This is a genomic window from Pantoea sp. EKM101V, assembly GCF_011800325.1.
Taxonomy (GTDB): Bacteria; Pseudomonadota; Gammaproteobacteria; order Enterobacterales; family Enterobacteriaceae; genus Pantoea; species Pantoea anthophila.
In genome coordinates this window covers 391,249-418,058 of record NZ_JAALFP010000002.1, presented here as the reverse complement: position 1 = coordinate 418,058, position 26,810 = coordinate 391,249, and the positions used below count along the sequence as shown (strand labels likewise).

Annotated in this window: 28 protein-coding genes and 1 riboswitch; of the genes, 19 read left to right on the top strand and 9 right to left on the bottom strand. The window is 60.5% G+C overall.

Annotated features, from left to right (window positions below):
• The first annotated feature begins 47 nt into the window (after positions 1-47).
• The 3 genes from modA to modC are packed head-to-tail and all read left to right on the top strand — an operon-like array spanning position 48 to position 2,565.
• The gene (gene modA / locus HFD92_RS05835) at positions 48-821 is read left to right on the top strand and encodes a molybdate ABC transporter substrate-binding protein (protein ID WP_167428482.1); all 774 of its coding nucleotides are present in this window, start codon (positions 48-50) and stop codon (positions 819-821) included.
• Positions 818-1,507, top strand: coding sequence for a molybdate ABC transporter permease subunit (modB, locus tag HFD92_RS05830; RefSeq protein WP_167428481.1), 690 nt, complete (start codon positions 818-820; stop codon positions 1,505-1,507). Before modA ends, modB begins: the two co-directional genes overlap by 4 nt.
• Positions 1,507-2,565 carry a molybdenum ABC transporter ATP-binding protein ModC gene (modC, locus tag HFD92_RS05825; protein ID WP_046101443.1) on the top strand — a complete coding sequence of 353 codons (1,059 nt, stop codon included), beginning with the start codon at positions 1,507-1,509 and terminating at the stop codon, positions 2,563-2,565. Before modB ends, modC begins: the two co-directional genes overlap by 1 nt.
• On the opposite strand, the gene HFD92_RS05820 is transcribed toward modC, so the two are convergent.
• Entirely contained in the window at positions 2,566-3,384 is an 819-nt protein-coding gene (locus HFD92_RS05820) for a pyridoxal phosphatase (protein ID WP_167428480.1), read from the bottom strand.
• 155 nt (positions 3,385-3,539) lie between these two features.
• Between HFD92_RS05820 and pgl the strand changes: the two genes are divergently transcribed.
• Positions 3,540-4,541 carry a 6-phosphogluconolactonase gene (gene pgl, locus HFD92_RS05815; RefSeq protein ID WP_167428479.1) on the top strand — a complete coding sequence of 334 codons (1,002 nt, stop codon included), beginning with the start codon at positions 3,540-3,542 and terminating at the stop codon, positions 4,539-4,541.
• 133 nt (positions 4,542-4,674) lie between these two features.
• Here pgl and HFD92_RS05810 read toward each other — a convergent pair whose 3' ends face one another.
• Positions 4,675-5,151 carry a kinase inhibitor gene (locus tag HFD92_RS05810; RefSeq protein WP_009091345.1) on the bottom strand — a complete coding sequence of 159 codons (477 nt, stop codon included), beginning with the start codon at positions 5,149-5,151 and terminating at the stop codon, positions 4,675-4,677.
• Positions 5,152-5,225: 74 nt separating this feature from the next.
• Entirely contained in the window at positions 5,226-6,530 is a 1,305-nt protein-coding gene (bioA, locus tag HFD92_RS05805; RefSeq protein WP_167428478.1) for an adenosylmethionine--8-amino-7-oxononanoate transaminase, read from the bottom strand.
• An 85-nt stretch (positions 6,531-6,615) separates the two neighbouring features.
• Between bioA and bioB the strand changes: the two genes are divergently transcribed.
• The 4 genes from bioB to bioD are packed head-to-tail and all read left to right on the top strand — an operon-like array spanning position 6,616 to position 10,205.
• On the top strand, positions 6,616-7,647 hold the full coding sequence (bioB, locus tag HFD92_RS05800) for a biotin synthase BioB (protein ID WP_009091343.1): 1,032 nt from the start codon (positions 6,616-6,618) through the stop codon (positions 7,645-7,647).
• The gene (gene bioF, locus HFD92_RS05795) at positions 7,647-8,798 is read left to right on the top strand and encodes an 8-amino-7-oxononanoate synthase (protein WP_167428477.1); all 1,152 of its coding nucleotides are present in this window, start codon (positions 7,647-7,649) and stop codon (positions 8,796-8,798) included. The genes bioB and bioF overlap by 1 nt, the downstream gene beginning before the upstream one ends.
• A complete protein-coding gene (gene bioC / locus HFD92_RS05790) occupies positions 8,782-9,537 on the top strand; it encodes a malonyl-ACP O-methyltransferase BioC (protein ID WP_009091341.1) in 756 nt (251 codons plus the stop codon). Before bioF ends, bioC begins: the two co-directional genes overlap by 17 nt.
• Positions 9,534-10,205 (top strand): dethiobiotin synthase, encoded by a 672-nt coding sequence (gene bioD / locus HFD92_RS05785; RefSeq protein WP_046101450.1) that lies wholly within the window; start codon positions 9,534-9,536, stop codon positions 10,203-10,205. The genes bioC and bioD overlap by 4 nt, the downstream gene beginning before the upstream one ends.
• A gap of 63 nt (positions 10,206-10,268) precedes the next feature.
• On the opposite strand, the gene HFD92_RS05780 is transcribed toward bioD, so the two are convergent.
• On the bottom strand, positions 10,269-10,991 hold the full coding sequence (locus HFD92_RS05780; RefSeq protein WP_009091339.1) for an ABC transporter ATP-binding protein: 723 nt from the start codon (positions 10,989-10,991) through the stop codon (positions 10,269-10,271).
• 893 nt (positions 10,992-11,884) lie between these two features.
• Here HFD92_RS05780 and uvrB point away from each other — a divergent pair.
• Positions 11,885-13,906 (top strand): excinuclease ABC subunit UvrB, encoded by a 2,022-nt coding sequence (gene uvrB / locus HFD92_RS05775; RefSeq protein ID WP_009091335.1) that lies wholly within the window; start codon positions 11,885-11,887, stop codon positions 13,904-13,906.
• On the opposite strand, the gene yvcK is transcribed toward uvrB, so the two are convergent.
• The gene (gene yvcK, locus HFD92_RS05770) at positions 13,890-14,813 is read right to left on the bottom strand and encodes a uridine diphosphate-N-acetylglucosamine-binding protein YvcK (RefSeq protein WP_009091333.1); all 924 of its coding nucleotides are present in this window, start codon (positions 14,811-14,813) and stop codon (positions 13,890-13,892) included. The genes uvrB and yvcK overlap by 17 nt on opposite strands.
• 203 nt (positions 14,814-15,016) lie before the next feature.
• Positions 15,017-15,150, top strand: a riboswitch (molybdenum cofactor riboswitch).
• On the opposite strand from yvcK, the gene moaA reads away from it, so the two are divergent.
• The 5 genes from moaA (at position 15,140) to moaE (ending at position 17,836) form a co-directional block, all read left to right on the top strand.
• Positions 15,140-16,126: a GTP 3',8-cyclase MoaA gene (gene moaA, locus HFD92_RS05765; protein ID WP_111207713.1), complete on the top strand. Its 987-nt coding sequence runs from the start codon at positions 15,140-15,142 to the stop codon at positions 16,124-16,126. (Overlaps the previous riboswitch by 11 nt.)
• Before the next feature lie 14 nt (positions 16,127-16,140).
• Positions 16,141-16,656, top strand: a complete 516-nt coding sequence (moaB, locus tag HFD92_RS05760) for a molybdenum cofactor biosynthesis protein B (protein ID WP_009091329.1) — start codon at positions 16,141-16,143, stop codon at positions 16,654-16,656.
• 2 nt (positions 16,657-16,658) lie between these two features.
• Positions 16,659-17,144, top strand: a complete 486-nt coding sequence (gene moaC / locus HFD92_RS05755) for a cyclic pyranopterin monophosphate synthase MoaC (RefSeq protein WP_111207711.1) — start codon at positions 16,659-16,661, stop codon at positions 17,142-17,144.
• Complete coding sequence (gene moaD / locus HFD92_RS05750) at positions 17,137-17,382, top strand: molybdopterin synthase sulfur carrier subunit (RefSeq protein WP_009091327.1); 246 nt, start codon at positions 17,137-17,139, stop codon at positions 17,380-17,382. The genes moaC and moaD overlap by 8 nt, the downstream gene beginning before the upstream one ends.
• 1 nt (position 17,383) lies before the next feature.
• On the top strand, positions 17,384-17,836 hold the full coding sequence (moaE, locus tag HFD92_RS05745; protein WP_167428476.1) for a molybdopterin synthase catalytic subunit MoaE: 453 nt from the start codon (positions 17,384-17,386) through the stop codon (positions 17,834-17,836).
• A 7-nt stretch (positions 17,837-17,843) separates the two neighbouring features.
• Here the strand turns inward: moaE and HFD92_RS05740 are convergent, their stop codons facing one another.
• Positions 17,844-18,629 (bottom strand): OBAP family protein, encoded by a 786-nt coding sequence (locus HFD92_RS05740; RefSeq protein ID WP_058958323.1) that lies wholly within the window; start codon positions 18,627-18,629, stop codon positions 17,844-17,846.
• Positions 18,630-18,735: 106 nt separating this feature from the next.
• Here HFD92_RS05740 and HFD92_RS05735 point away from each other — a divergent pair, with 106 nt between their 5' ends.
• Positions 18,736-19,830 (top strand): DUF1615 domain-containing protein, encoded by a 1,095-nt coding sequence (locus HFD92_RS05735; RefSeq protein WP_058958322.1) that lies wholly within the window; start codon positions 18,736-18,738, stop codon positions 19,828-19,830.
• Between the two features lie 103 nt (positions 19,831-19,933).
• Positions 19,934-20,641 (top strand): Bax inhibitor-1/YccA family protein, encoded by a 708-nt coding sequence (locus HFD92_RS05730; RefSeq protein WP_167428475.1) that lies wholly within the window; start codon positions 19,934-19,936, stop codon positions 20,639-20,641.
• Between the two features lie 84 nt (positions 20,642-20,725).
• Here HFD92_RS05730 and HFD92_RS05725 read toward each other — a convergent pair whose 3' ends face one another.
• Genes HFD92_RS05725 through HFD92_RS05715 form a run of 3 tightly spaced genes read right to left on the bottom strand, consistent with a single transcriptional unit; the run spans position 20,726 to position 23,696 of the window.
• Positions 20,726-21,694 (bottom strand): lysylphosphatidylglycerol synthase domain-containing protein, encoded by a 969-nt coding sequence (locus tag HFD92_RS05725; protein WP_009091322.1) that lies wholly within the window; start codon positions 21,692-21,694, stop codon positions 20,726-20,728.
• A complete protein-coding gene (gene clsB / locus HFD92_RS05720; protein ID WP_058958320.1) occupies positions 21,694-22,938 on the bottom strand; it encodes a cardiolipin synthase ClsB in 1,245 nt (414 codons plus the stop codon). The genes HFD92_RS05725 and clsB overlap by 1 nt, the downstream gene beginning before the upstream one ends.
• Complete coding sequence (locus HFD92_RS05715) at positions 22,935-23,696, bottom strand: endonuclease/exonuclease/phosphatase family protein (protein WP_009091319.1); 762 nt, start codon at positions 23,694-23,696, stop codon at positions 22,935-22,937. The genes clsB and HFD92_RS05715 overlap by 4 nt, the downstream gene beginning before the upstream one ends.
• Before the next feature lie 179 nt (positions 23,697-23,875).
• Between HFD92_RS05715 and HFD92_RS05710 the strand changes: the two genes are divergently transcribed.
• The 3 genes from HFD92_RS05710 to dusC all read left to right on the top strand — a co-directional run bounded on the left by HFD92_RS05710 (position 23,876) and on the right by dusC (position 26,801).
• On the top strand, positions 23,876-24,268 hold the full coding sequence (locus HFD92_RS05710; protein ID WP_009091318.1) for a YbhQ family protein: 393 nt from the start codon (positions 23,876-23,878) through the stop codon (positions 24,266-24,268).
• A gap of 218 nt (positions 24,269-24,486) precedes the next feature.
• Positions 24,487-25,848 (top strand): ATP-dependent RNA helicase RhlE, encoded by a 1,362-nt coding sequence (gene rhlE, locus HFD92_RS05705; RefSeq protein ID WP_111207708.1) that lies wholly within the window; start codon positions 24,487-24,489, stop codon positions 25,846-25,848.
• A gap of 2 nt (positions 25,849-25,850) precedes the next feature.
• Positions 25,851-26,801 carry a tRNA dihydrouridine(16) synthase DusC gene (gene dusC / locus HFD92_RS05700; protein ID WP_111207707.1) on the top strand — a complete coding sequence of 317 codons (951 nt, stop codon included), beginning with the start codon at positions 25,851-25,853 and terminating at the stop codon, positions 26,799-26,801.
• Positions 26,802-26,810: the final 9 nt, after the last annotated feature.

Here is a 26,810-nt window from a genome sequence, read left to right as displayed (position 1 = left end):
ATAATGCGTTATATTATCCGCTACACAACGAATAGCCGGAGAAGATCATGTCATACCATTACACTCGCTGGGGCGTCGCGGCGCTGGTCACTTTTTCACTGGCCGGTCAGGCGGTTGCCGCCGATAATATTACCGTGTTTGCGGCGGCCTCACTGACCAATGCCCTGCAGGATATTGCCAGCCGTTATCAGCAGGAGAAGGGCGTGAACGTCGTCGCTTCGTTCGCCTCCTCTTCCACGCTGGCGCGCCAGATTGAACAGGGGGCTCCTGCCGATCTCTTTATCTCTGCCGATCAGCAGTGGATGGACGATGCGGTCGCTAAAAACAGCATGATGAAGAGCAGCCGTTATACGCTGCTGGGCAACGATCTGGTGCTAATCGCCCCGCGCAGCGCCGCGGCAAAAGCGGTTACGCTGGACAAGCAGACGAACTGGAAAAGCCTGCTGCACGGTGAACGTCTGGCGGTCGGCGACCCGGATCATGTGCCGGCGGGACTCTACGCCAAAGAGGCGCTGCAGAACCTGGGAGCCTGGCCGCAGGTCGCGCCGGTATTAGCCCCGGCTAACAACGTGCGGGCGGCGCTGGCGCTGGTCGAGCGCAACGAAACGCCCTATGGCATAGTGTATGGCTCCGACGCCGTGGCCAGCGAAAAAGTGCAGGTCGTGGGGCATTTCCCGGCCAGCAGCCACAAACCGGTGGAATATCCTATGGCGATCGTTAACGAACACAACCGCGCCGCCGTTAAGGCGTTTTATGACTACCTGAAAGGGCCGGAAGCGGCGGCTATCTTCAGACACTACGGATTCACACCGACGAAATGATACTCAGCGATCCCGAATGGCAGGCGGTACTGCTCAGCCTCAAAGTCTCTGGCATTGCCGTGCTCGGCAGCCTGCCGTTTGGCATCCTGATGGCCTGGATTCTGGTGCGCTGCCGTTTTCCCGGCAAAGCGCTGCTCGACAGCCTGATCCATCTGCCGCTGGTGCTGCCGCCGGTGGTGGTGGGGTATCTGCTGCTGATTACCCTGGGCCGGCGCGGCATCATCGGTGAAAAGCTCTATGAGTGGTTCGGTTTCAGCTTCGCCTTCAGCTGGCGGGGGGCCGCACTGACCTCCGCGGTGATCGCTTTTCCGCTGATGGTGCGCGCCATCCGGCTGGCGCTGGAGGCGGTCGACAGCCGGCTGGAGCAGGCGGCGCGCACGCTGGGGGCCGGACGCTGGCGGGTGTTCTTCACCATTACGCTGCCGCTGACCCTGCCAGGCGTGATCGTCGGGACGGTGCTCGCCTTTGCCCGCTCGCTGGGTGAGTTTGGCGCGACCATCACCTTTGTTTCCAATATACCGGGCGAGACCCGCACCCTGCCGCTGGCGATGTTTACCCTGATCGAGACGCCGGGTGCAGAAGGGGCGGCGGCGCGCCTCTGCGTGATCGCCATTGTACTGGCGCTGGCGTCGTTGCTGACGTCGGAATGGCTGGCCCGTGCCGGTCGTAAGCGGATGGGAAGCTGATGCTGTCACTCAATTTTATGCAGCAGCAGGGCGATCATCACTTAGAGGTCGACCTGCAGATCCCGGCCAGCGGGATCACGGCCATCTTCGGCGTCTCCGGGGCCGGTAAAACCTCGCTGATCAACGCGATCAGCGGCCTGACTCAGCCCCAGCGCGGACGGATAGCGCTGAATGACCGGCTGCTGTTCGATGCGGAGCAGGGGATATCGCTGCCGCCGGAAAAGCGGCGTATTGGCTATGTCTTTCAGGATGCCCGGCTCTTTCCCCACTACCGGGTGCGCGGCAACCTGCAATATGGCATGGCGCCCGCGATGAAAGCGCAGTTCGACACCCTGGTATCTCTGCTGGGGCTGGAGGCGCTGCTGCCACGCTTTCCGCTGTCGCTGTCGGGCGGCGAGAAGCAGCGGGTCGCCATTGGCCGTGCGCTGCTGACCGCACCGGATATGCTGCTGCTGGATGAGCCACTGGCGTCACTGGATCTGCCGCGCAAACGCGAACTGATGCCTTATCTGCAAAAGCTGGCGAAGCAGGTCGATATTCCGATGCTCTACGTTTCGCACAGCCTGGAGGAGATCCTGCAGCTGGCCGATAACGTGCTGGTGCTGGATGCGGGGCGGGTTAAAGCCTTCGGACCGCTGGAGCGGGTCTGGAGCAGCAGCGCGATGCGTCCCTGGCTGCCGATGAGTGAACTGACCAGCGTGCTGCGGGTGCAGGTGCTGGAGCAGCATCCCGACTACCCGATGACCGCGCTGTCGCTGGGCGATCAGCATATCTGGGTCAGCCGGGTGAATCAGCCGGTGAAGACCCCGCTGCGCATTCGCATCGCCTCGGCCGACGTTTCGCTGGCGCTGCAGCCACCCCAGCACAGCTCCATCCGCAACATTCTGCCCGCGCAGGTGGTGGAGCTGGTGGAGGTCGGCGATCAGGTTGAGGTGAAGCTGCGCATCGGCATCAGCGAACTCTGGGCGCGCATCACGCCGTGGGCGCGGGATGAGCTGGGCATCCGGCCCGATCAATGGCTCTATGCCCAGATTAAAAGCGTCTCGGTGACGCCCTGATTACAACACGTACTGATGGAGGGTATCGGCAATGGCGGTTTCAAGGTTCGTGCCGATCACCTTCTTCGCCCGCGCTTTAATCGCCTCGTCGGCGTTGCCCATCGCCACCCCCAGTCCGGCCGTTTCCAGCATGCTGAGATCGTTGTAGTTGTCACCGAAGGCGATCACATCCGACATGCTCAGGCCCTGTGATTCAACCCACTGCGCCAGTCGTTTGCCTTTGCTGTTGCCGCCGCGGGCGATATCCACCTGATCGTGCCACGACCATTCGCAGGCCAGCCTCAGCTCCGTTTCCACCTGGCTGGCGAACTGCTGCAGTTCCGGAATGTGGGTATGCGACAGCGCAAACTTCCAGATCGAACCGGCGTCGCGCGCCGCCTGAGCGAGGTCAGGCACCTGACGAAACAGCGGGCGCTGGTGGGCAGGGAGTGATTCGGCCCACTTCAGGGTGCGCGTCACGTGTCCGGTTGCGGTCTGATAGAGCATCGCATCATCCACATAGAGCAGGCCGTGAATCCGCTGCGCGTTCAGCCTGTCGATCACCTCAAGGGCGAGTTGCGGATCGAGCGGGTCGGACGCCAGCACCTTTTTCGCCTGGTAATCGTACAGATAGGTGCCATTGCAGCAGATCGCAGGTGTCTCCAGCTGTAACGCCTGATAAAAAGGATGGATGGCGCAGTGATGGCGTCCGGTCACGATAACGACGTGAATACCCGCCTGGCGTGCCTGGTTCAGCGCCTCGATGGACTGCGGCAGAATCGTTTTGGCGGGGGTCAGCAGTGTGCCGTCGAGGTCGAGGGCAATTACACGGTAGCTCATTAATCCTTCCATTCATCCGGGTTTGCGAGGGCTAAAGTCTACACCTGACCGCGGCCCGGAGACAAAAAACAGGGCACAAATGATTCCAGCGTCAGGCAATAAAACGCGCTACAGTGATTGACAGTTCATGATCAGGCAGCAAAAAAGGAGAATGCATGAAACAAGTTGTCTACACCGCCAGTCCCGAGAGCCAGCAGATCCACGTCTGGCAGATGAATGATGAGGGTGGGCTGACGTTGCTTCAGGTGACCGATGTCGCCGGCCAGGTTCAGCCGATGGTGGTGAGTCCGAAGCGCGATTTTCTCTATGTCGGTGTTCGTCCCAATTTTCGCGTGCTGGCATTCCGTATTGCCGCAGACGGCACGCTGACGGAAGCGGGCCAGGCGCCGCTGCCCGGCAGTCCGACCCACATCTCCACCGATCATCAGGGGAAATTCCTCTTCTGTGGCTCCTATAACGATGCCTGCGTCAGCGTCAGCCCGATTGGTGAGGATGGGATTCCGCAGGCGCCGCTGCAGGTGATTAACGGACTGGAGGGCTGTCACTCCGCCAACATCGACAATGACAATAAGACGCTCTACGTGCCGGCCCTGAAGCAGGATCGCATCTGTCTGTTTGCGCTGGGCGCAGACGGTCAGCTGACGCCGCGTGAGCAGGCGCAGGTGACGACGGTCGAGGGTGCCGGTCCGCGTCACATGCAGTTCCATCCGGGTGGCCAGTACGCTTACTGTGTGAACGAACTCGACAGCACGGTTGAGGTCTGGGCGTTAAATCAGGGCGGGGGAGAGGCCGAGAGCGTGCAGACGCTGGACATGATGCCGCCGGACTTCAGCGGCACGCGCTGGGCAGCCGATATTCACCTGACGCCGGATGGTCGTTTCCTCTATGCCTGCGATCGCACCAGCAGCACGCTGGCGATCTTCAGCGTCAGCGAACTGGGTGATGAGCTGACGCTGGAAGGGTTCCAGCCGACCGAAACGCAGCCGCGCGGCTTTAATATCGACCACAGCGGACGCTATCTGGTGGCGGCGGGGCAGAAGTCGCATCACATTGAAGTCTATGCCATTAATGAACCGAAAGGGCTGTTAGAGCCGCTGGGGCGTTATGCCGTGGGCCAGGGTCCGATGTGGGTCGTGATCCACTCGCTGCAGGCGTAACCTATCCTGAAAACGCCTCTCCTGAGCAGGAGAGGCATTCAGAGGGCGGAAAAACGCAAATCCGGGTGCCTCTGACCGCGATGAATCCGCTCAGCATGCAGGGAACACGGTCAGAAGAGGAAAGCGTCCCCTGTTACTGATAGTTCGCGGTCAGCGAGGCGCTCGCCAGAGCGTGGAAATGCACATTAAAGCCGACCATCGCGCCACTGGCACCTTCATCCACTTCAATCGTCTCCACATCCAGCGCATGCACGGTGAAAATGTAGCGATGGGTTTCGCCCTGCGGCGGTGCTGCGCCACCGTAACCCGCCTGACCGAAATCGGTTCGGGTCTGCACGGCGCCTGCAGGCAGCTCCGCTTTACCGGAACCGGCACCCTGTGGCAGGGAGGTGGTGCTGGCCGGGATGTTCGCCACGACCCAGTGCCACCAGCCGGACCCGGTCGGGGCATCCGGATCGTAGCAGGTCACCACAAAACTTTTGGTGCCCGCCGGTGCCGCTTCCCAGGCCAGATGCGGAGAGATATTCTCGCCGTGATAACCCATGCCGTTGAAAACATGCTTCTCAGGCATCTTCTCGCCGTCATTAAAATCCTGACTAAAAACGCGCATCACATCTCCTTAACTGTCGATGAATAGCCTTTCATCATAACCAAAAGCGCAGCCAGTGCCAGCGGTCAGCCTGCTCAGGAGACAAAATGGTGCGGATGATCCAGCGCGCCGGCAATCGCAGCGGTCAGCCGGCTTAACGCCGGTGGCGTGATGATGTAGGGCGGCATCAGGTAGATTAAGCGGCCAAACGGGCGGATCCAGACCCCCTGTTCCACAAAGAACTGCTGCAGCGCCGCCATGTTGACCGCCTGATGCGTTTCCACCACGCCAATCGCGCCCAGCACGCGCACGTCGGCCACCTGCGGCGAGTGGCGCAGCGGCAGCAGTTCAGCCCGCAGCTGCTGTTCGATGTTTGCCACCTGGCATTGCCACTCTCCTTCCGCCAGCATCTTCAGGCTCTCCGACGCGACCGCGCAGGCCAGCGGATTGCCCATGAAGGTCGGGCCATGCATGAAACAGCCTGCCGCACTGCGGCTGATGGTGTCCGCCACCTCGCGGGTGGTCAGGGTGGCCGCCAGGGTCATCATGCCGCCGGTGAGCGCCTTGCCGACGCAGAGAATATCCGGGGTGATGCCCGCGTGCTCGCAGGCAAAGAGCTTGCCGGTGCGGCCGAATCCGGTGGCGATCTCATCGGCAATCAGCAGCACACCGTAGTGGTCGCACGCCTCCCGCACCTGCTGCAGGTAGCGCGGATGATAAAAACGCATGCCGCCAGCACCCTGCACAATCGGCTCCAGAATCACCGCCGCCAGCTGCTGATGGTGTGTCTCAATCAGCCGGGCAAAATCCTCAAAGTCCTGGCTCTGCCACGCATCGTCAAAGCCGCAGGCCGGTGCCGCTGCAAAGCGATGTTCCGGCAGATAGCCGCGCCACAGGCTGTGCATGGAGTTCTCAGGATCGCACACCGACATCGCCGCAAAGGTATCGCCGTGATAGCCGCGCTTCAGCGTCAGGAAGGTCTGGCGCGTTTCACCGTGGCCCAGCCAGTATTGCAGCGCCATCTTCATCGACACTTCCACCGCCACCGAACCGGAGTCCGCCAGGAAGACGCACTCCAGCGCCTCAGGCGTCATCGCCACCAACTGGCGGCAGAGCGCCACCGCTGCCGGGTGGGTGATGCCACCAAACATGACGTGGGACATCTGTGCAACCTGCGCGGTCAGCGCCTGGTTCAGGCGCGGATGGTTGTAGCCATGGATCGCGGCCCACCAGGAGGACATGCCATCCACCAGCTCACGGCCATCGGTAAGTTGCAGCGTAACCCCGCGGGCGGCCACCACGGGGTAGCAGGGCAGGGGATCCTGCATGGAGGTGTAGGGGTGCCAGATATGCTGGCGGTCAAAACGGGCATCTTCAGAGGTGAACGCGGTGAGGGTCATCGGAGTTGTAAACCAAAATAAAAAAATATAGTTTACAAGTATACCCCTGCTTTCTGTCGGGATGACACCCTTTTTGGAGTAAGTAATGGCTCAACGCTGGACAATTGCACAGGCGCAAGCGCTGTTTGATGAACCCTTTCTTGAACTGATGTTTAAAGCGCAGCAGGTGCACCGTCAGCACTTCGACCCGCGTCAGGTGCAGGTCAGTACCCTGCTGTCGATCAAAACCGGTGCCTGCCCGGAGGATTGTAAATATTGCCCGCAGAGTGCGCGCTACAAGACCGGCCTGGAGTCGGAACGCCTGATGGAAGTGGAAGAGGTGCTGACCTCCGCCCGTCAGGCCAAAGCCGCGGGCTCGACCCGCTTCTGCATGGGGGCAGCGTGGAAAAATCCGCACGAGCGCGATATGCCCTATCTGGAAAAGATGGTTGAAGGCGTCAAGGCGATGGGAATGGAAACCTGCATGACGCTGGGCACCCTCAGCGAGCAGCAGGCGCAGCGACTGGCGGGCGCGGGACTCGATTTCTACAACCACAACCTCGACACCTCGCCGGAGTTTTACGGCTCCATCATCACCACCCGCAGTTATCAGGAGCGCCTGGATACGCTGGGCAAAGTGCGCGACGCCGGGATCAAAGTCTGTTCAGGCGGGATCGTCGGCCTCGGGGAAACCGTGAACGATCGCGCCGGTCTGCTGGTGCAGTTAGCCAATCTGCCGACGCCACCCGAGAGCGTGCCGATCAACATGCTGGTGAAGGTGAAAGGCACACCGCTGGCAGATAACGACGATGTGGAACCGTTCGATTTTATCCGCACCATCGCGGTGGCGCGCATTATGATGCCGACCTCCCATGTGCGTCTCTCAGCAGGCCGGGAGCAGATGAACGAACAGACCCAGGCGATGTGCTTTATGGCCGGGGCGAACTCCATTTTCTACGGCTGCAAACTGCTGACCACACCTAATCCGGAAGAGGATACCGACCGGGTGCTGTTCCGCAAACTGGGGCTGAACCCGGAGCATACGCACACGCAGCACGGCGATCAGCAGCAGGAAGAGCATCTCAGCGAGCAGCTGTTCCATGCCGACACGGAACAGTTCTATAACGCGGCGCTGTAATGAGCTGGCAGCAACGATTCCGGCAGGCGCTGGATCAGCGTCGTGCGGCCGACGGCTGGCGGCAGCGACGGATTATCGACGAACAGACGACCCGCACGCTGCACAGCGGCGGTCGCTGCTATCACCACTTCTCCAGCAATGATTATCTCGGCCTGACCCGCCATCCGGCGGTGATCGCGGCCTGGCAGCAGGGGGCGGCGCTGACCGGCGCGGGCGCGGGGGCCTCAGGGCACGTGACCGGCTATCACCGGCAGCATGCCGATCTGGAGGCGCAGCTGGCCGACTGGCTCGGCTATGAGCGTGCGCTGCTCTTTATCTCCGGTTTCGCAGCTAACCAGGCGGTGATCCATCTGCTGGGGGAGAAAAACGATCGCATCCTGGCTGATAAACTCAGCCACGCCTCTCTGCTCGACGCGGCCAGTCACAGCCCGGCGCAGCTGCGCCGGTTCAGCCACAACGCGCCGGAGAGTCTGGCGGCGCGGCTCGTCTCACCCTGTGAGGGGGAGACGCTGGTGGTGACCGAGGGCATCTTCAGCATGGATGGCGACAGCGCGCCGCTGGCCGCACTGGCGCAGCAGACGCGTCAGGCCGGAGGCTGGCTGCTGGTGGATGATGCGCACGGCATTGGCGTGGTGGGTGAGCAGGGGCGCGGCAGCTGCTGGCAGCAGGGCGTCCGGCCGGAACTGCAGGTGATCACCTTCGGCAAAGCCTTTGGCGTCAGCGGCGCGGCCCTGCTGTGCGATGCCGACACCGCCGACTACTTTCTGCAGTTCAGCCGTCATCTGATCTACTCCACCGCCATGCCCGCCGCCCAGGCTTTTGCGCTGCAGGCGGCGCTGCATGAAGTCCAGCAGGGCGAGGCGCTGCGCCAGCGCCTGCAGCAGAATATCCGCCATTTCCGGCGCGGCGCGGCGTCGCTGCCGTGGCAGCTGATGGATTCAGAGAGTGCGATTCAGCCCCTGCTGGTGGGTGAAAACAGCGAGGCGGTGGCGCTCTCTGCGCGGCTGGCTGAGGCGGGCTGCTGGGTGAGCGCTATCCGGCCGCCTACCGTGCCACCGGGTACCGCCCGGCTGCGCATCACCCTGACGGCGGCACATCGCCCTGAGGATATCGATCGGCTACTGGAGGCACTGCATGACGCTGCAGGTTGACAAACAGGCGGTCGCACGCGCTTTTGGCCGGGCGGCGAGCCACTACGATGCGCATGCCGCCCTGCAGCGTCTGAGCGGCGATGCCCTGCTGGCACACGCCCCGGTCGACAGTGGTCTGCACCTGCTGGATGCCGGTTGTGGCACCGGCTGGTACAGCCGGCTCTGGCGCGCGCGCGGCAAACAGGTTACGGCGCTGGATCTCTCCCCGCAGATGCTGCAACAGGCACGCCGCAACGACGCGGCGCAGCACTATCTGGCGGGGGACATTGATGCGCTGCCGCTGGCGGACAACAGCTTTGACCTGGTCTGGAGCAACCTGGCGGTGCAGTGGAGTGACGATCTGCCGCAGGCGCTGGCCCAGTTCCGGCGGGTGCTGCGTCCCGGCGGCACGCTGCTCTTTTCCACCCTGGGGGACGATTCGCTGCAGGAGGTGCATGAAGCCTGGTCACATCTGGACGCACTGCCGCATGCCAATCGCTTTCTCAGCGAGGCGCAGATTGCCGCCGCCTGCCATGCCTGGCCGCTGCGCTGCACCTCGGAGCGGGTGACGATCCATTTTCCCGATGCGCTCAGCGCCATGCGCTCACTGAAGGGCATTGGCGCGACCCATCTGCATCAGGGGCGTGACGGCCAGGTGTTAACCCGGCAACGCCTCAGCCGGTTAGAGGCGCACTGGCCGCGCGACCGGCACGGCTACCGCCTGAGTTATCATTTAATTTATGGAGTAAGTGCATCATGAAACGCCTGTTTATCACCGGCACCGACACCGAAGTCGGCAAAACGGTCGCCAGCGGCGCGCTGTTGCAGGCCGCCGCCGCCGCAGGCTTCCGCTGTGCGGGCTATAAGCCGGTGGCGTCGGGCTGTGAGATGACGCCGGAGGGCATCCGCAACAGCGATGCGCTGGCCCTGCAGCGTTACAGCAGCGTCGCGTTAACGTACCAGCAGGTCAATCCGCTGGCCTTTATGGAACCGACATCGCCGCACATCGTCAGCGCGGAAGAGGGCAGGCCGATTACCCATCTGGCGCTGTCGGCCGGTCTGGCGGCACTGGAGCCGCTGGCGGACTGGATTCTGGTCGAGGGGGCCGGGGGCTGGTACACCCCGTTGTCGGAGACGCACACCTATGCGGACTGGGTAGTCAGCGAACAGCTGCCGGTGATTCTGGTGGTGGGGATTAAGCTGGGCTGCATCAACCATGCGCTGCTCACCGCAGAGGCGGTACGGGCGCGCGGGCTGCCCCTGGCAGGCTGGATCGCGAATACCATCGAGCCACCGGGCAAACGCTATCAGCACTATCTCGCCAGCCTGAAACAGCGCCTGCCTGCCCCCTGTCTGGGCACGATCCCCTATCTCACGGATGAGGCGCAGCAGGCTGCCTGTGGACACTACCTGACGCTGCCTGAATAAGCGGACCCGGGCCGGCCGTCACTGCGGCCAGCGGTGGCTCTGCCCGCCGCAACCGGTTTTGCCTCAGGCCACCGTCAGCCATTTATCGACGGTGTAGTCGTCAAGCTGCGCCATGCTGCCGTGCGCCACATTGCGACCGCGGTGCAGCAGCAGAAAGTAGTCTGCCACGCGGCGGATTAGCGACAGGCGCTGCTCCAGCAGAAGAATGGTCAGCCCGTAGTCGAGGTTAAGCCGCCGGATCAGATTGCCCATCTCCTCCTCCAGCCACGGCGACATGCCGTCGGTGGGTTCATCGAGAATCAGCAGTTTAGGTTGCAGCACCAGCGCACGCGCCAGGGCCAGCTGTTGCTGCTGATCGACAGGCAGATCGCCGCTGCGCTGCTGGCGCAGCGAATAGAGTGCCGGAAAGAGATCGAACACCATTTCAGGAATGGCGCGATGGCGATCGTGCTGACTGGCACCCGCCAGCAGGGCGATCAGCAGGTTATCTTCCACGCTCATCTGGGTAAAAATATGGCGGCCCTGCGGCACGTAGCCGATCCCCATCTGTGCCCGCTGTTCAGCCGGTTGCAGCAGCAGATCTTCCGGCGGGGAGCCATCTTCCTTCCAGGAGATAGAGCCGCTGTTGATAGGCAGTCTGCCCATGATGCAGTTCACCAGCGTCGTTTTGCCCATGCCGGGCCGGCCCAGAACGCCGGTGCAGGTGCCAGGCGCCAGATCGAGGTCCACATCCCAGAGAATGTGGTTCTGACCGTAAAATTGATTCACCGAACGTAAACTCAGCATCTGACACTCTCCTTCCCGATCATTAGCCTGAATGCTTCCGCTCTCTGTCGTCTGGCAAACAAGTCATCAGCAGCGGCCCTGTCGCCGTTGCAGCTCAGTGCGCCTGGTGCGCGTTGGTGCCAGAGAGTCCTGCAATTCCCAGGCCAGATCTTAAAACGGCCCTGTTTTCTGCTGCTGTGCCTGCTTTCGGGGAAGGAAAGGTGAGAAAAACTTATCAATTCCCCACGGTCATTACGCACCTGCACTTTTGCAGTGCCTGGCGGCGCTGTTCCTGGTGCAGGCGTGCTCTGAGAAGGCAACGAATCTGATTAAGAATTCTAGTCGGCGCCCGGAAATTTGCCTGGCCAGCGGGGGGAAGGATTAAAAATGCAGACTATTCCGCCAGCCGCGGGCGCGAAATTTAACGGAAAAAAAATTATTTTCGCGGTGTCAGAAGGGCAGGGAAAAACTATACACAGCTGATGGCGGCGGGGCTGCCATCACTTATCCACTATTCCTGTGGATAACCTTGTGCATTAGGTAATGAAAACCAGTTGGAAGCGAGGAAATACGGGGCCTGGTAACATAATGACGAGATTCTGGCCTCATAAGCTAAAGCCAGTAAAATCAGTATTTTATTAAAAAACAAGCCTGCGATTTCTCTGTCAGGTAACCAGACTGTAATTTTGTGACGCTCTATTGACAAATGTTAAATCCGATCTCTGCCTGGGGATAACCTTGCGCAACACGCTTCGCCTGGATTTTCATCGCGCGCCAGAGAGGTGAGCGGAACCGCAACGGGGTTAACATTGCACCATTACTGTTTTTATATCCAGTATTATTTTCTGGCAAAATCACCATAGCCGAGTAAAATAAGTGCCTGCCCGCCGACTTCTCCAGCAGGAAATGCATTCATGAGCAAAGCCTTTAAATTAAACTCTGCCTTTAAACCTTCAGGCGATCAGCCTGAGGCGATCCGTCGCCTGGAAGAGGGACTGGAGGATGGACTGGCCCATCAGACCTTATTAGGGGTAACCGGCTCCGGTAAAACCTTTACCGTCGCCAACGTGATTGCCGACCTCAACCGTCCGACCATGGTGCTGGCGCCCAATAAGACGCTGGCCGCCCAGCTTTATGGCGAAATGAAAGAGTTTTTCCCGGATAACGCCGTGGAGTTCTTCGTCTCTTACTACGACTACTATCAGCCTGAAGCCTATGTGCCCAGCTCCGACACCTTTATCGAAAAAGATGCCTCGGTGAATGAGCACATCGAACAGATGCGTCTGTCGGCCACCAAGGCGCTGCTGGAGCGGCGGGATGTGATCGTGGTGGCGTCCGTCTCCGCGATCTACGGTCTGGGCGACCCCGATCTCTATCTGAAAATGATGCTGCACCTGACCCGCGGCATGATCATCGATCAGCGCAGTATTCTGCGTCGTCTCTCAGAGTTGCAATACACGCGAAACGACCAGGCGTTCCAGCGCGGGACCTTCCGGGTACGCGGCGAGGTGATCGATATCTTCCCGGCGGAGTCGGATGACATTGCGCTGCGCGTAGAGCTGTTTGACGAAGAGGTTGAGCGGCTGTCGCTGTTCGACCCGCTGACCGGCCAGATTGAGTCGGTGGTGCCGCGCTTTACCATCTACCCTAAAACCCACTACGTCACGCCGCGCGAGCGCATCCTGCAGGCGATGGAAGAGATCAAAGTGGAGCTGGCGGATCGCCGGCGGGTGCTGCTGGAGAACAACAAACTGCTGGAAGAGCAGCGTATCACCCAGCGTACCCAGTTTGATCTGGAGATGATGAGCGAGCTGGGCTACTGCTCCGGCATCGAAAACTATTCACGCTATCTCTCTGCCCGCGGGCCGGGCGAAGCGCCGCCAACGCTGTTTGACTATCTGCCTGCCGATGGCCTGCTGGTGGTGGATGAGTCCCACGTCACCATTCCGCAGATTGGCGGCATGTACAAAGGCGACCGGGCGCGTAAAGAGACGCTGGTGGAGTATGGCTTCCGTCTGCCGTCGGCGCTGGATAACCGTCCGATGAAGTTTGAAGAGTTTGAGGCGCTGGCGCCCCAGACCATCTACGTGTCGGCGACGCCGGGTAAATATGAGCTGGAAAAATCGGGCAATGAAGTGGTCGATCAGGTGGTGCGTCCGACCGGTCTGCTCGATCCGATCATCGAAGTGCGTCCGGTCGGCACCCAGGTTGACGATCTGCTGTCGGAGATCCGTCAGCGCGTGGCGGCCAATGAACGTATCCTGGTGACGGTGCTGACCAAACGCATGGCGGAAGATCTCACCGAATACCTGACAGAGCATGGCGAGAAGGTGCGCTATCTGCACTCCGATATCGATACGGTGGAACGTATGGAGATCATCCGCGACCTGCGTCTGGGTGAGTTTGATGTGCTGGTGGGCATCAACTTACTGCGTGAGGGGCTGGATATGCCGGAAGTGTCGCTGGTCGCGATCCTGGATGCGGATAAAGAGGGCTTCCTGCGTTCAGAACGTTCCCTGATCCAGACCATTGGTCGTGCGGCACGAAACGTCAACGGTAAGGCGATTCTCTACGGCGATAAAATCACGCCGTCGATGGCGCGCGCCATTGAAGAGACCGAACGCCGACGTGAGAAGCAGCAGCTGCACAATGAAAAGAATGGCATCGTGCCGCAGGGCCTCAACAAGAAGATCACCGATATTCTGGAACTCGGCAACAACGTGGTGAAAACCCGTGGCAAAGCCAGACCGGCCCGCCCGGGCGAAGCGCAGGCTCAGGCCGATTTGCTGACCTTAACGCCTCAGGCGCTGCAGAAGAAAATCCACGAGCTGGAGGGACAGATGCAGCAGCATGCGCAGAACCTGGAGTTCGAGCAGGCGGCGAATGTGCGCGACCAGCTGCATGAGCTGCGTACGCTGTTTATTGCGGCCTCATAGCGCCGTTAAAACCCTGAATGGCGTGTTCCAGCGCCACCCTGAGCAGCTGGCGGTCGTGACGATATTTAATGTCGGCGGCCTCCAGCGGTTCACGGACGATCAGCCGATCGTCAATCCCCCGGGTATCGACCGCCGGGCTGACCACCACCGCATCAATCACTCGCTTGCCGATGTAACGCTCCATCATCGCCAGTTTGTCAGCCACCGACAGGCTGGCGGCGGCGGGGCTGAGCTCGCGGCCCAGATTGCCGATAAAGACCATGGTGGCGGGCGTGCGCCGCAGCGCCTGCGCCATCTCATCCATCAGCAGGATCGGCATCAGGCTGGTGTAAAAGCTGCCCGGCCCGATCAGGATCAGATCCGCCTCACCAATCGCCTGCAGCGCTTCCCGCGTGGGCTGGACATTGGGATGCAGCATCAGCTCCTGCGGCGGCTGCTTCATCTCGTCAATCGCCGTTTCGCCGTAAACCATGTTGCCTTCCGCATCCATCGCCACCAGATCCACCGGCTGCTCCGACATCGGGATTAAAAAGGCATCCACCTTCAGCAGGTTGCGGATGATGTTGATCGCCTCCAGCGGGCGCACGCTGAGATGATCCAGCGCGCGCAGCATCAGGTTACCCAGGTTGTGCCCGGCCAGTTCGCCATTACCGGCGAAACGATACTCAAACATCGCAGAGGCGACGCTGGGTTCGGTAATCAGCTGGTTCAGGCAGTTGCGCATATCTCCCCAGGCGATCCCGCCTTCGGAACGGCGGATACGGCCGGTTGAACCGCCGTTGTCGGTGGTGGTGACAATGCCGGTGAGACGCGAGCCCAGCGGGGAAAGGGCAGACATCACGCGGCCCAGACCGTGTCCGCCACCCAGTGCCACAACGCGATCAAGATCGGCCAGTGTGCGATTCATACTTCTCCTTACTTCCTTTCGCGTGGCGAGGCTCTAAACGCTAAGCCCGCGCGGATGACTTACGTCAAAATCAGGCGGGCATTTTAACGTATCCTGTCGCGAAAATGCGGTGAAAATTCGATATGTATAAGAATATATAGCGAAAACAGCGAATGGAAGAGTGGCGTGAATCACGCTACCATCATGTTTACCGCGCTGATCAACGGGTCAGCGTACACTCAAGCCTGAATGCCTAAGTCTGCGGATAGGGGGTTCAGGCCGTAGCCATCGAGCTGCCAGGGTGCAGGAAGAAATGACTGCATCTCCCAATCTGGAAAGGTGTTCTGGTGTCACAATTTACTGATGCATACGCGCGTAAGTTCTATTACCTGCGCCTGTCGGTCACGGATGTCTGCAATTTCCGCTGTACCTACTGTCTCCCGGACGGCTACAAGCCGCAGGGAATTCGTAACAAAAGCTTTCTCTCTCTGGATGAAATCCGCCGTGTCACGCGGGCCTTTGCGGCAGCCGGCACGGAAAAAGTGCGGCTGACCGGGGGTGAGCCGTCGCTGCGCCGTGATTTCACCGACATCATCGCCGCGGTGCGTGAAAACGCCGCCATTCGTCAGATCGCGGTGACCACTAACGGCTACCGGCTGGCGCGTGACGTGAAGCAGTGGCGCGAGGCAGGCTTAACCGCGCTCAACGTCAGCGTGGACAGTCTGGATGCCCGCCAGTTTCACGCCATTACCGGTCAGGATAAATTTCATCAGGTGATGAGCGGCATCGATGCCGCCTTTGACGCCGGTTTTCGCCAGGTGAAAGTCAACAGCGTGCTGATGCGCGATCTTAACAGCCGCAATCTCGCCACCTTCCTTGACTGGATCCGCACCCGTCCGATTCAGCTGCGCTTTATCGAACTGATGGAGACCGGTGACGGCGGTTCACTGTTCCGCGATCAGCACGTTTCCGGTGCGGTGATCCGCGACCAGCTGATCGCTCAGGGCTGGCAGCGTCGCGAAAGCGAACGCAGTGACGGCCCGGCGCAGGTTTTTTACCATCCCGATTATGTCGGCGAAATCGGCCTGATTATGCCCTACGCCAAAGATTTTTGTGCCAGCTGCAACCGTCTGCGCGTCTCCGCGCAGGGCAATCTGCACCTCTGTCTGTTTGGCGACGGCGGCATTCCGCTGCGCGATCTGCTGGCGTCGGATGACCAGCAGGCTGAACTGCAGGCGCGCATTGCCAGCAGCCTGGGGCAGAAGAAGCAGACCCATTTTCTCCATCAGGGCAACACGGGCATTACACAGAATCTCTCTTACATTGGCGGTTAATTTCAGGAGGCAGTATGGGTAAACCAGCCAGCGAATTTCAGGCGGTGCAGATTGCGGTGATGACGGTCTCCGATCGTCGCGATGCCAGCAACGACACCTCCGGTGACTACCTGCGCAGCGCGGCGGCGGAAGCGGGCCACAGCGTGGTCGATCACGCTATCGTGCCGGAGAATCTCTATCGCATTCGTGCCACCGTGTCGCGCTGGATCGCCAGTGACGATGTGCAGGTGGTGATCGTGAACGGCGGCACCGGGTTTAACCTGAAGAACAGCACGCCGGAAGCGCTGCTGCCGCTGTTTGACCGCGAGATTGAGGGATTTGGCGAACTGTTCCGGATGATCTCCTATGAGGAGATTGGCGGTTCGACCCTGCAGTCACGCGCCATTGCCGGTCTGGCGAATCAGACGCTGATTCTGGCCGTGCCGGGTTCGACCAGCGCCTGCCGTACCGCCTGGGAGCGCATCATTGCCGATCAGATCGATGCGCGCACCGCGCCCTGTAATTTTGTCTCACATCTGAAGAAACAATAAGCATGTCTCAACTTACACACATTAACGCCGCGGGCGAAGCGCACATGGTTGATGTCTCCGCCAAGGCTGAAACCGTGCGCGAAGCGCGGGCAGAAGTGCTGGTGCTGATGCAGCCGGAAACGCTGCAGATGATTATCGAGGGCAGCCACCATAAAGGGGATGTCTTTGCCACCGCCCGCATCGCCGGTATCCAGGCGGCGAAACGCACCTGGGAGCTGATTCCGCTCTGCCATCCACTGATGCTGAGCAAAGTGGAAGTGAACCTCGAAGCAGAACCGGCACACAGCCGGGTCCGCATCACCTCGCTCTGCCGCCTGAGTGGCAAAACCGGCGTGGAGATGGAGGCGCTGACCGCGGCTTCGGTGGCCGCGCTGACTATCTACGACATGTGCAAAGCGGTGCAGAAAGATATCGTCATCGATCAGCTGCGTTTAATCAGCAAGAGCGGTGGCAAAAGCGGCGATTTTCAGGCGGTGGCCCATGATTAAGGTGCTGTTTTTTGCCCAGGTGCGCGAGCTGACCGGCACGGCCGCACTGGAGGTCAGCGCGGACTATCCGGACGTGGCGGCACTGCGCGCATCCCTCGCTGCACGGGACGACCGCTGGGCGCTGGCGCTGGCGTCGGGTAAGCTGCTGGCGGCGGTCAATCAGACGCTGGTGCCGATGACGCATCCCCTGCACGCCGGGGATGAAGTGGCCTTTTTCCCGCCCGTGACCGGAGGCTGAGATGGACACGCAGATTCGCGTCGGGCCCGCGCCGTTTGACATGGCGGAAGCGTATCGCTGGCTGGCCGCCTGTGAGGAAGATGGCGCGGTCGTGACCTTTACCGGCAAAGTCCGCAACCACAATCTGGGGAGTGATGTGGCGGCGCTGACGCTGGAGCACTATCCCGGTATGACCGAGAAAGCACTGCAGGAGATCGTGGCGGCGGCGCGTGAACGCTGGCCGCTGCAGCGCGTCACGGTGATCCATCGCGTCGGCGAGCTGTTTCCCGGCGATGAAATCGTGCTGGTCGGCGTGACCAGCGCCCATCGCGGCAGCGCCTTTTCCGCCGCCGAATTCATCATGGATTACCTGAAAACGCGCGCGCCCTTCTGGAAACGCGAAGCGACAGAGCAGGGTGACCGCTGGGTGGATGCCCGCGACAGCGATCACCAGGCCGCTCAGCGCTGGGAGTAGCGCGGAACTACGGCTGCTTCAGCTGCTCCGCCGGGCCAAAGCGGGTCTGGCCGTGACTGTGCTCACCGCCGCCCGTCGTCCGCTTCAGCTGGATCACCTGGCCCTGCTGCCACGCATTCGCACCCGCCGCCGCCGGGTGCGCCACGATATCGGCGCGCCGGGCGCGAATCGCTTTGCTGTCGACGTCGAAGCGGCGATCGCGGTCGGCCAGCAGCCGGGAATCCATCTGACCATCCGCCGTAAAGCCCATCATCAGTGCCGGAATGCCGAGCGGCAGCGTTTTATCGCGATCGGTATGCCAGGTGTGCCAGGTTTTCCCGTAGGTATTCACGATGCGTTTCATCAGGGCGTGATCGGCGCTGGCCGGTAAGCCCGGCGCAATCAGCGTGCCCGACTTCACCTCATACTGGTGGCTGTGCCACAGCTTCTTCTCCTCCGGGGGCAGGGTGTTGAACAGCCGTTCGCTGATGATGTACTCCACCCCCATCAGCCGCGCGTCGCGGGTATTGCCGTCATAGATCACCGCCTGCATCACATCCTCGTTCAGCACGGTGACGTAGTGGTGTGCCTCCATCTGACCGTTCTGGTCACCATTGTAAAAATGGAAGCCATCCAGATAGGTGTTGATCGCCTCAATCGGCGGTCGTGACTGCATCACACTGGCGCCGGTCTCCAGCAGCTTCAGCGAGGAGGAGGTGGGCGCGCCCGGTGACTGCACCTGAGCAGGCGTATTATTGGCGCCGCAGCCGGTTAATAACAGGCTGAACGCCGCAACAGGCCAGAGTTTAAACATCGTAAGTTCCTTTAACGTTAAAAAAGGTAACCTTAGTTCAGTTCCCGCCTGCCTGTGAAACGCTGGCGATGATAGAGTAGGGTTTTGGTTCATTCTGAGGACAGGCATGTCATCCACCCCGATTCTGCAACGTCTGACACTGGTCGCCGCGCTGGTGCTGGCGGGCTGTAGCAGCAAGAAAACCCCCGAGGCGCCGGTCCGGCAGCCTGAGGATGTGAAAGCACAAATTCAGCGGCTGCTGCCGTCGCATGTCAGCAACAAAGCGGCATGGAGCGACGATATCTACACCTCTTTCCGCACCCAGCAGATCGATCCCAGCGCCAGCAACCTTTGCGCGGTGATCGCCGTGGCGGATCAGGAGAGCAACTTCAGCGCCGAGGCGGCCGTGCCCGGCCTGCCTAAAATCGCCTGGGGTGAGATCAATCGCCGGGCGGCCAAAGTCCATGTGCCGGCTTTTCTGGTGCGCACGGCGCTGCTGATTAAATCCCCGACCGGCGAAAGTTACGCGGCGCGGCTCGACAAAGTGCGCAGTGAAAAAGAGCTGAGCGCCATCTTTGATGACCTGATCGACATGGTGCCGATGGGCCAGACGCTGTTTGGCAATCTCAATCCGATCCACACGGGCGGGCCGATGCAGGTCAGCATTGCCTTTGCCGAGGCGCATGCCAAAGGCTACCCGTGGCCGGTTGATGGCACGATCCGGCGTGAAGTCTTTACCCGTCACGGCGGGATCTACTTCGGCACAATGCACCTGCTTGGCTACCCGGCTGACTACAGCCAGCCGCTCTACCGCTTCGCGGACTTCAATGCGGGCTGGTACGCCAGTCGCAACGCGGCGTTCCAGGCGGCGGTGGCGAAGGCGACCGGGATGAAGCTGGCGCTGGATGGCGATCTGATCCTCTATGGCTCAGACGCGGCGGGCGGCACCGAACTGGCGGTGCGCACCCTGTCGAAGCAGATCGACATGAGCAACAGCGCCATCCGACGCGATCTGGAGAAAGGGGAGAAAGCGTCGTTCAGCGACAGCGAACTCTGGAAGCAGGTCTTTACCCTGGCGGATAAAATGGCGGGCCGTAAGCTGCCGCGTGAAATGCTGCCGGGCATTAAGCTGGAGAGCCCGAAAATTACCCGCAATCTTACGACGGCGTGGTTTGCGCAGCGCGTCGACAGCCGTTATCAGCAGTGCCTGTCGCGGCGTTAAACGGCATGTTGTGGCACAGTTGAGCTGAGCTGTGCCACACTTAAATCTGACAGGGCTCCCTGTGGAGCGTCTTACTACTCATCCCTTTATCAAGAGGTGCATCATGGATCGATATCCACGACATGATTCTATCGTTCAACCCGCCTCGCGCGGGCTTCAGGCTTACATGGCCCAGGTGTATGGCTGGATGACCTGTGGTCTGCTGCTGACGGCGTTTGTCTCCTGGTTCGCTGCACGTACGCCTGCGGTCATGGAGCTGGTCTTCGCCAACCGGATCACCTTCTTCGGGCTGATTATCGCGCAGCTGGCGCTGGTGTTCTTCCTGTCAGGCATGGTGCATCGCCTGAGCGGGGCGGTGGCGACCGGGCTGTTTATGCTCTATTCGGCGCTGACCGGCGTCACGATGGCCAGCATCTTCCTGGTTTACACCTACTCCTCCATCGCCAGCACCTTCTTTGTCGCCGCCGGGATGTTTGGCGCGATGAGCTTCTACGGCTACACCACCAAACGCGATCTGAGCCGGTTTGGCAGTCTGCTGTTTATGGCGCTGATCGGCATCCTGCTGGCGTCGCTGGTGAACTTCTGGCTGAAGAGCCCGGCGCTGATGTGGGCGATTACCTACATCGGAGTGGTAGTGTTTGTCGGCCTGACCGCCTATGACACCCAGAAGCTGAAAAATATTGGTGAGCAGATTGATGCGTGCGACACGGAAAACCTGCGTCGCTACTCGATCATGGGGGCGTTAACGCTCTATCTGGACTTCATCAATCTCTTCCTGATGCTGCTGCGGATTATGGGCAACCGTCGCTGAATCAGGCTACCCGTTTCGCGGCCAGCACCGCGCTGAACGGCTGAGATGTAAAGGGGGAGGCGCACCGGTTGCGCCTCCCCCGTTTTATGATGACTTCTGAAGCTTCTGCTCGTTCTTCTGGCGCAGATGCTTCGCCCGGCTCTCCAGAACCAGATAGAGCACCAGCGCCAGCAGTAGCGGCAGGATGAAATAGAGGACGCGATAGGCGAGCAGCGCCGCGATAATGGTGCCATGCGACGCGTGCTGACCGCTGAGCAGTGCCAGGAAGACCGCCTCCAGCACGCCAATCCCCGCCGGAATATGAATGATCACCCCGGCAATACTGCTGATCAGCAGCACGCCCAGCACCATCGGATAGCCGACATCGCGTCCCAGCAGTAGCCAGATAATCGCCCCCATCACCATCCAGTTAGCGCAGGATACGCCAAACTGCAGCAGCGCCATACGCAGCGAGGGGAGCTGCAGCGTCTGCCCTTTGACCGTCCAGCGTCGCTGCTTCGAGAAGGCACAGGCCCAGAGGTAGATCGCCACCAGCACCAGCAGCACCACACCGATCAGCCGCAGGGTAGTCTCACCGATAAACCAGCCGCTGGGGATGGAGACCATGCCCGCACTGAACACCACGCCAGCCAGCAGAATGTAGCCCAGCCAGTTGGTGGCGATGCTCAGGGAGAAGATGCGTGTGATGGTGGCGCTGTCGAGTCCCAGACGGGAGTAGAGCCGGTAGCGCATCGCCACACCGCCGACCCAGGTGCTCAGCGTCAGGTTAAAGGCGTAACAGATAAATGACACCAGCATGACCTGCCGCTTCGCCAGCTTATGTCCGCAGTAGGCGCGCCCGATGAGGTCATAGCAGCCGTAGACCAGGTAACTCAGCACCACCAGTCCGGCGGCGGTCAGCACCACAAAGCGGTTATAGTTAACGATGACGTCATAAACATCTTCCCAGTTCACTTTGCGGGCATAAACCACCAGCAGCACCACCACCGCGATAAAGAACAGCACGGTGAGGATCTTTTTTGCCAGTTGCCAGCGTGGATGTTTTTTTGCCATCAGGATTTTGCTCCCTGGTTGTCGGCTTCTACGCGATCCTGTGTCTCCATCTCGGGCTGCACCGGGGCAGCCACCTGGGCCAGCCGCGGTGTGTGCGCCGGTAACCAGCCCGCAATAGCCGGGAAATGGCGCAGGAAGTGGAAGACCACCACGCTTTTGCTGAGCTGCCACCAGTTGCGTGGGGGCAGACGATCCTCCTGCACCCGCTGACAATCATTTGCCAGTAGCGCTTCAAGGTTGTCACGCAGCGTCTGGTTAAACGGCCGGTCGTGAATGATCAGGTTGGCTTCCAGGTTGAGTGACAGGCTGAGCGGGTCGAGATTGCTGGAGCCGACGGTAGCCCACTGATCGTCCTTCACCGCGATCTTGCCGTGCAGCGGACGACGGATATATTCATAGACTTCAACCCCGCCATCGACCAGATAGTTGTAGAGCAACTCCGCGCCCACTTTCACAATTGGCATATCCGGCTCGCCCTGCACAATCAGCCGCACCCTGACGCCGCGCTGCGCCGCGTTGCGCATCTCACGCAACAGCCGGTAGCCGGGAAAGAAGTAGGCGTTAGCGATAATCACATCCCGCTTCGCCTCGCGCAGCATCTCAAGGTAGTGCATTTCGATGTCGTCGCGATGTTCGTCATTGTCGCGATAGACATAGAGCACCTGGGCATCGCCGGGCCTGGCATTGACCGCCGGACGGTGAGACCGCGACCCCCACCAGCGGCGGGTAGGCTGTTCACTGCCAATCGCCTGCTGCAGATAGCGGGCGATGTCGCCCACCACTGGTCCTTTGACCTGCACCGCATAATCCTGCTTGGCCTCGGGGCCGTAGTCGGTGTTGTGCTCGGCAGAGAAGTTGATGCCGCCCACAAAGGCCACCACGTCATCCACCACCACGGTTTTGCGGTGCAGGCGGCGGAACACGTTAGTACGCATGCCCATCACCAGCGGGCGCGGATCGTAGTAGATGAAGCGCACGCCCGCGCTGGTCAGGCTGTTCACAAAGGTGTCGGAGAGTTCGGCGGAGCCGTAGCCATCCACCATGATTTCAACCCGTACCCCGCGCTGGGCCGCCGCCAGCAGTTCGCGATGCAGGGCATTGCCGACCTCATCCTCAAACAGAATAAAGGTTTCAATCAGCACCGTGCGCTCGGCCCGCTGTATCGCACCAAAGACGCGCGGGAAAAACGCCTCACCATTTTCCAGCAACAGCAGCCGGTTGCCTTCCTGCCAGCTGAAATTCATAGGTGAATCTCCACGGCCAGCGGCGCATGGTCGGAGAGATGGGACCACGGCTTACGCGGCAGCGCCCACGGATGAGTGACGGTGGCATTGCGCACATAGATGCGGTCGAGCCGCAGAATCGGGAAGCGCGCCGGGAAGGTGCGCGCCGGGCGTCCGGTTTTCATGCTGAATACCTCTTTCAGGCCTGCGCCCTGTTTTAAGATCGCGTTAGCGCGTCGTTGCCAGTCGTTAAAATCACCCGCCACCACAACCGGCGCGTCGGGCGGCAGCGAGGTGACCATTTCACATATCATCTTCATCTGCGCGCGGCGGTGCGAGGCCTTCAGGCCAAGGTGCACGCAGATAACGTGCAGCGTGCCATGCGGCTCGGGCAGGGCGATCTGACAGTGCAGCATGCCGCGATTCTCACTGCCCGCCACCGAGATATCCCGGTTCTCATACTCTGCAATCGGAAAGCGCGACAGCACGGCATTGCCGTGATGTCCTTCCGGGTAGACCGCATTGCGCCCGTAGGCGAAATCGTTCCACATGGTGTCGGCCAGAAACTCATAGTGTGGCGCCTCGGGCCACGCGTCATGGTTAAGCGGATGGATGGCATGCGTGCCCATCACCTCCTGCAGAAGGACCACATCCGCCGACGTTGCGCGAACGGCTTCGCGTAATTCCGGCAGGATGAAGCGGCGATTAAACGGGGCAAAACCCTTGTGTGTATTGATCGTCAGGACTTTTATTGAAAATCCTTGCGTGTTTTGTGGCATACTCGCGACGCACTCCTTTTCATCATCACCAGAATCAAAGTGTAGTCTTTGTCACAAATGGGTGGTGAGAGAGGGCGATAATTAAGGCGTTATCCGAAAATTGTTTTACATTGAGGAAACCGTTTCCGGCTTGTGCCGGTAGCACTTGGGCGACCTGTTGGGTCTGCCAGGAGAACTGAATGAAATGGTCTAATCGTATTCAAATCATCACGGGTCAGACGTACATGCATATCGCTATGCATCTGCTGGTGATCGCTGCGCTGATCTGGGGCTGGAAGCACAAGGCCCTGGTCGATGTCTGCAGCACGCTGGTGGCCGTCTACGCACTGGTTTTTGTTGCCATGCTGGCAACACAGCGCATCGCCCGTTTACGGACCCTTGGCGATTATCTTGAAGAAGCGACCACCACTTACTACTTTGGCGCTGCCATGATGACACTGTTCCTGGTGTCGCGGATCTACCACAACAACCTGCTGCTGGCGTGCCTCGGCGTGGTGATGTTGCTGGGTCCGGCGCTGGTGTCGCTGCTGGCGAAAGAACCGCCACGGCGCATCGAAAAAAAACGTAGCTAAGTTGAAGGCCACCGAAAGGTGGCCTTCCTGTTTATGGGGCAGGGAAGATGTGTGTGTAAATGTGAGCTATCTCGCACACTTGCTCTAAAGCTGCTACACTCGCCCGCTTACGCATCGTAGTTTGTGCCCTTTTCACGCGTCAGCCCCAGCTGCCGTCACTATCCCTCTGAAAACTACACCGTGAATCACGGACAGAGCGGACCGGAGTAAATCACGTAATGTCTTTTGACTCTCTCGGCCTGAGTGCCGATATTTTGCGCGCGGTCGCCGAACAAGGCTACAGCGAACCTACACCTATCCAGCGCCAGGCGATTCCTGTGGTGCTGGCAGGCCGCGATCTGCTGGCGAGCGCCCAGACCGGCACCGGCAAGACGGCCGGCTTTACCTTACCTTTGCTTGAAAAACTCTCTGCGACCACCACGCCGGTGCGCGGCCGTCGCCCGGTGCGCGCCCTGATCCTGACCCCGACCCGCGAACTCGCGGCGCAGGTCGGCGAAAACGTCAGTGACTACAGCAAATATCTCCCGCTGCGGTCGATGGTGGTGTTTGGTGGCGTCAGCATCAATCCGCAGATGGTTAAACTGCGTGGCGGCGTCGACGTGCTGGTGGCGACACCGGGTCGTCTGCTGGATCTGGCGCATCAGAATGCGGTTGACCTCTCTAAGGTCGAAATTCTGGTGCTGGATGAAGCGGACCGTATGCTCGATATGGGCTTTATCCACGACATCCGTCGCGTGCTGGCGCGCCTGCCGGCTAAGCGTCAGAACCTGCTCTTCTCGGCCACCTTCTCTGATGAGATCAAAGGCCTGGCTGAAAAACTGCTGACCAACCCGGAAATGGTGGAAGTGGCGCGCCGCAACACCGCCTCTGAACAGGTTGCTCAGCAGGTGCATTTCGTGGATAAGAAGCGCAAGCGGGAACTGCTGTCGCAGCTGATTGGCGAAGGGAACTGGCAGCAGGTGCTGGTCTTTACCCGAACCAAGCATGGCGCTAACCACCTTGCCGAGCAGCTGGGCAAAGATGGCATCACCGCCGCCGCGATCCACGGCAACAAGAGCCAGGGTGCCCGTACCCGTGCGCTGGCTGACTTTAAATCTGGCGGGATCCGCGTGCTGGTAGCGACCGATATCGCGGCGCGTGGCCTGGATATCGAAGAGCTGCCACACGTGGTCAACTATGAGCTGCCCAACGTCGCCGAAGATTATGTGCACCGTATTGGCCGTACCGGCCGTGCGGCGGCCACCGGTGCGGCACTGTCACTGGTCTGCGTCGATGAGCATAAACTGCTGCGTGATATCGAACGCCTGCTGAAGCGTGAAATCCCGCGCCTGGCGATTCCGGGTTATGAACCCGATCCGAGCATCAAAGCAGAGCCTATCATCAACGGTCGCCAGCAGCAGTCGCGCGGCGGTGCAGGCGGCGCGCGCGGTCGTGGTCAGGGCGGACAGGGTGCAGGTGCACCACGTTCATCCGGCGACAAGCGTTCTCAGCCTCGTCGTCAGGGACAGCCTGCGCCTCAGGGCGACAAGCCCGCTTCCCGACCGCGTCGTCCGGCACCGAAGCGCACCGGGAACGTCTGAGTATGAGGGTTTTACTGGCGCCGATGGAGGGCGTGCTTGATTCGCTGGTGCGCCAGCTGTTATCGGAAGTGAACGACTACGATCTCTGCATCACCGAGTTTTTGCGCGTGGTCGATCAGCTGCTGCCGGTAAAATCCTTTTATCGTCTCTGCCCCGAGCTGCATAACAACAGCCGCACGCCTTCCGGCACGCGGGTGCGGATGCAGCTGCTGGGGCAGCATCCCGAATGGTTAGCCGAGAACGCCGCCCGTGCGGTGGCGCTGGGCTCCTGGGGGGTGGATCTCAACTGCGGTTGTCCCTCTAAGCTGGTCAACGGAAGCGGAGGCGGGGCGACCCTGCTTAAAGATCCCGATCTGATCTATCGCGGCGCGAAAGCGATGCGTGAAGCGGTGCCTGCTGACTTACCGGTCACGGTGAAAGTGCGGCTCGGCTGGGATTCCAGCGCCCGCAGTCTGGAGATCGCCGATGCTGTACAGCAGGCGGGAGCCAGTGAGCTGGTGGTGCATGGACGAACCAAGGAAGAGGGCTATCGTGCCGAGGCGATCAACTGGCAGGCGATTGGCGAGATTCGTCAGCGGCTGCGCATTCCGGTGATTGCTAACGGTGAAATCTGGGACTGGCAGAGCGCGCAGAACTGTATGGCGGTCACCGGCTGCGATGCGGTGATGATTGGCCGCGGTGCGCTGAACATCCCTAACCTGAGCCGGGTGGTCAAATATAACGAGCCGCCAATGGCCTGGCCTGAGGTGGTGCGCCTGTTGCAGAAATATAGCCGGCTGGAAAAGCAGGGTGACACCGGACTCTATCACGTCGCGCGCATCAAACAGTGGCTTGGCTATCTGCGCAAAGCGTATGCAGAAGCGGATGGCCTGTTCAGCGAAATCCGGGCGTTAAAATCGTCGGACGATATTGCACAGGCGATCGATCGTCACGCGACGGTTCATGGTTTGTGATAAAAAATC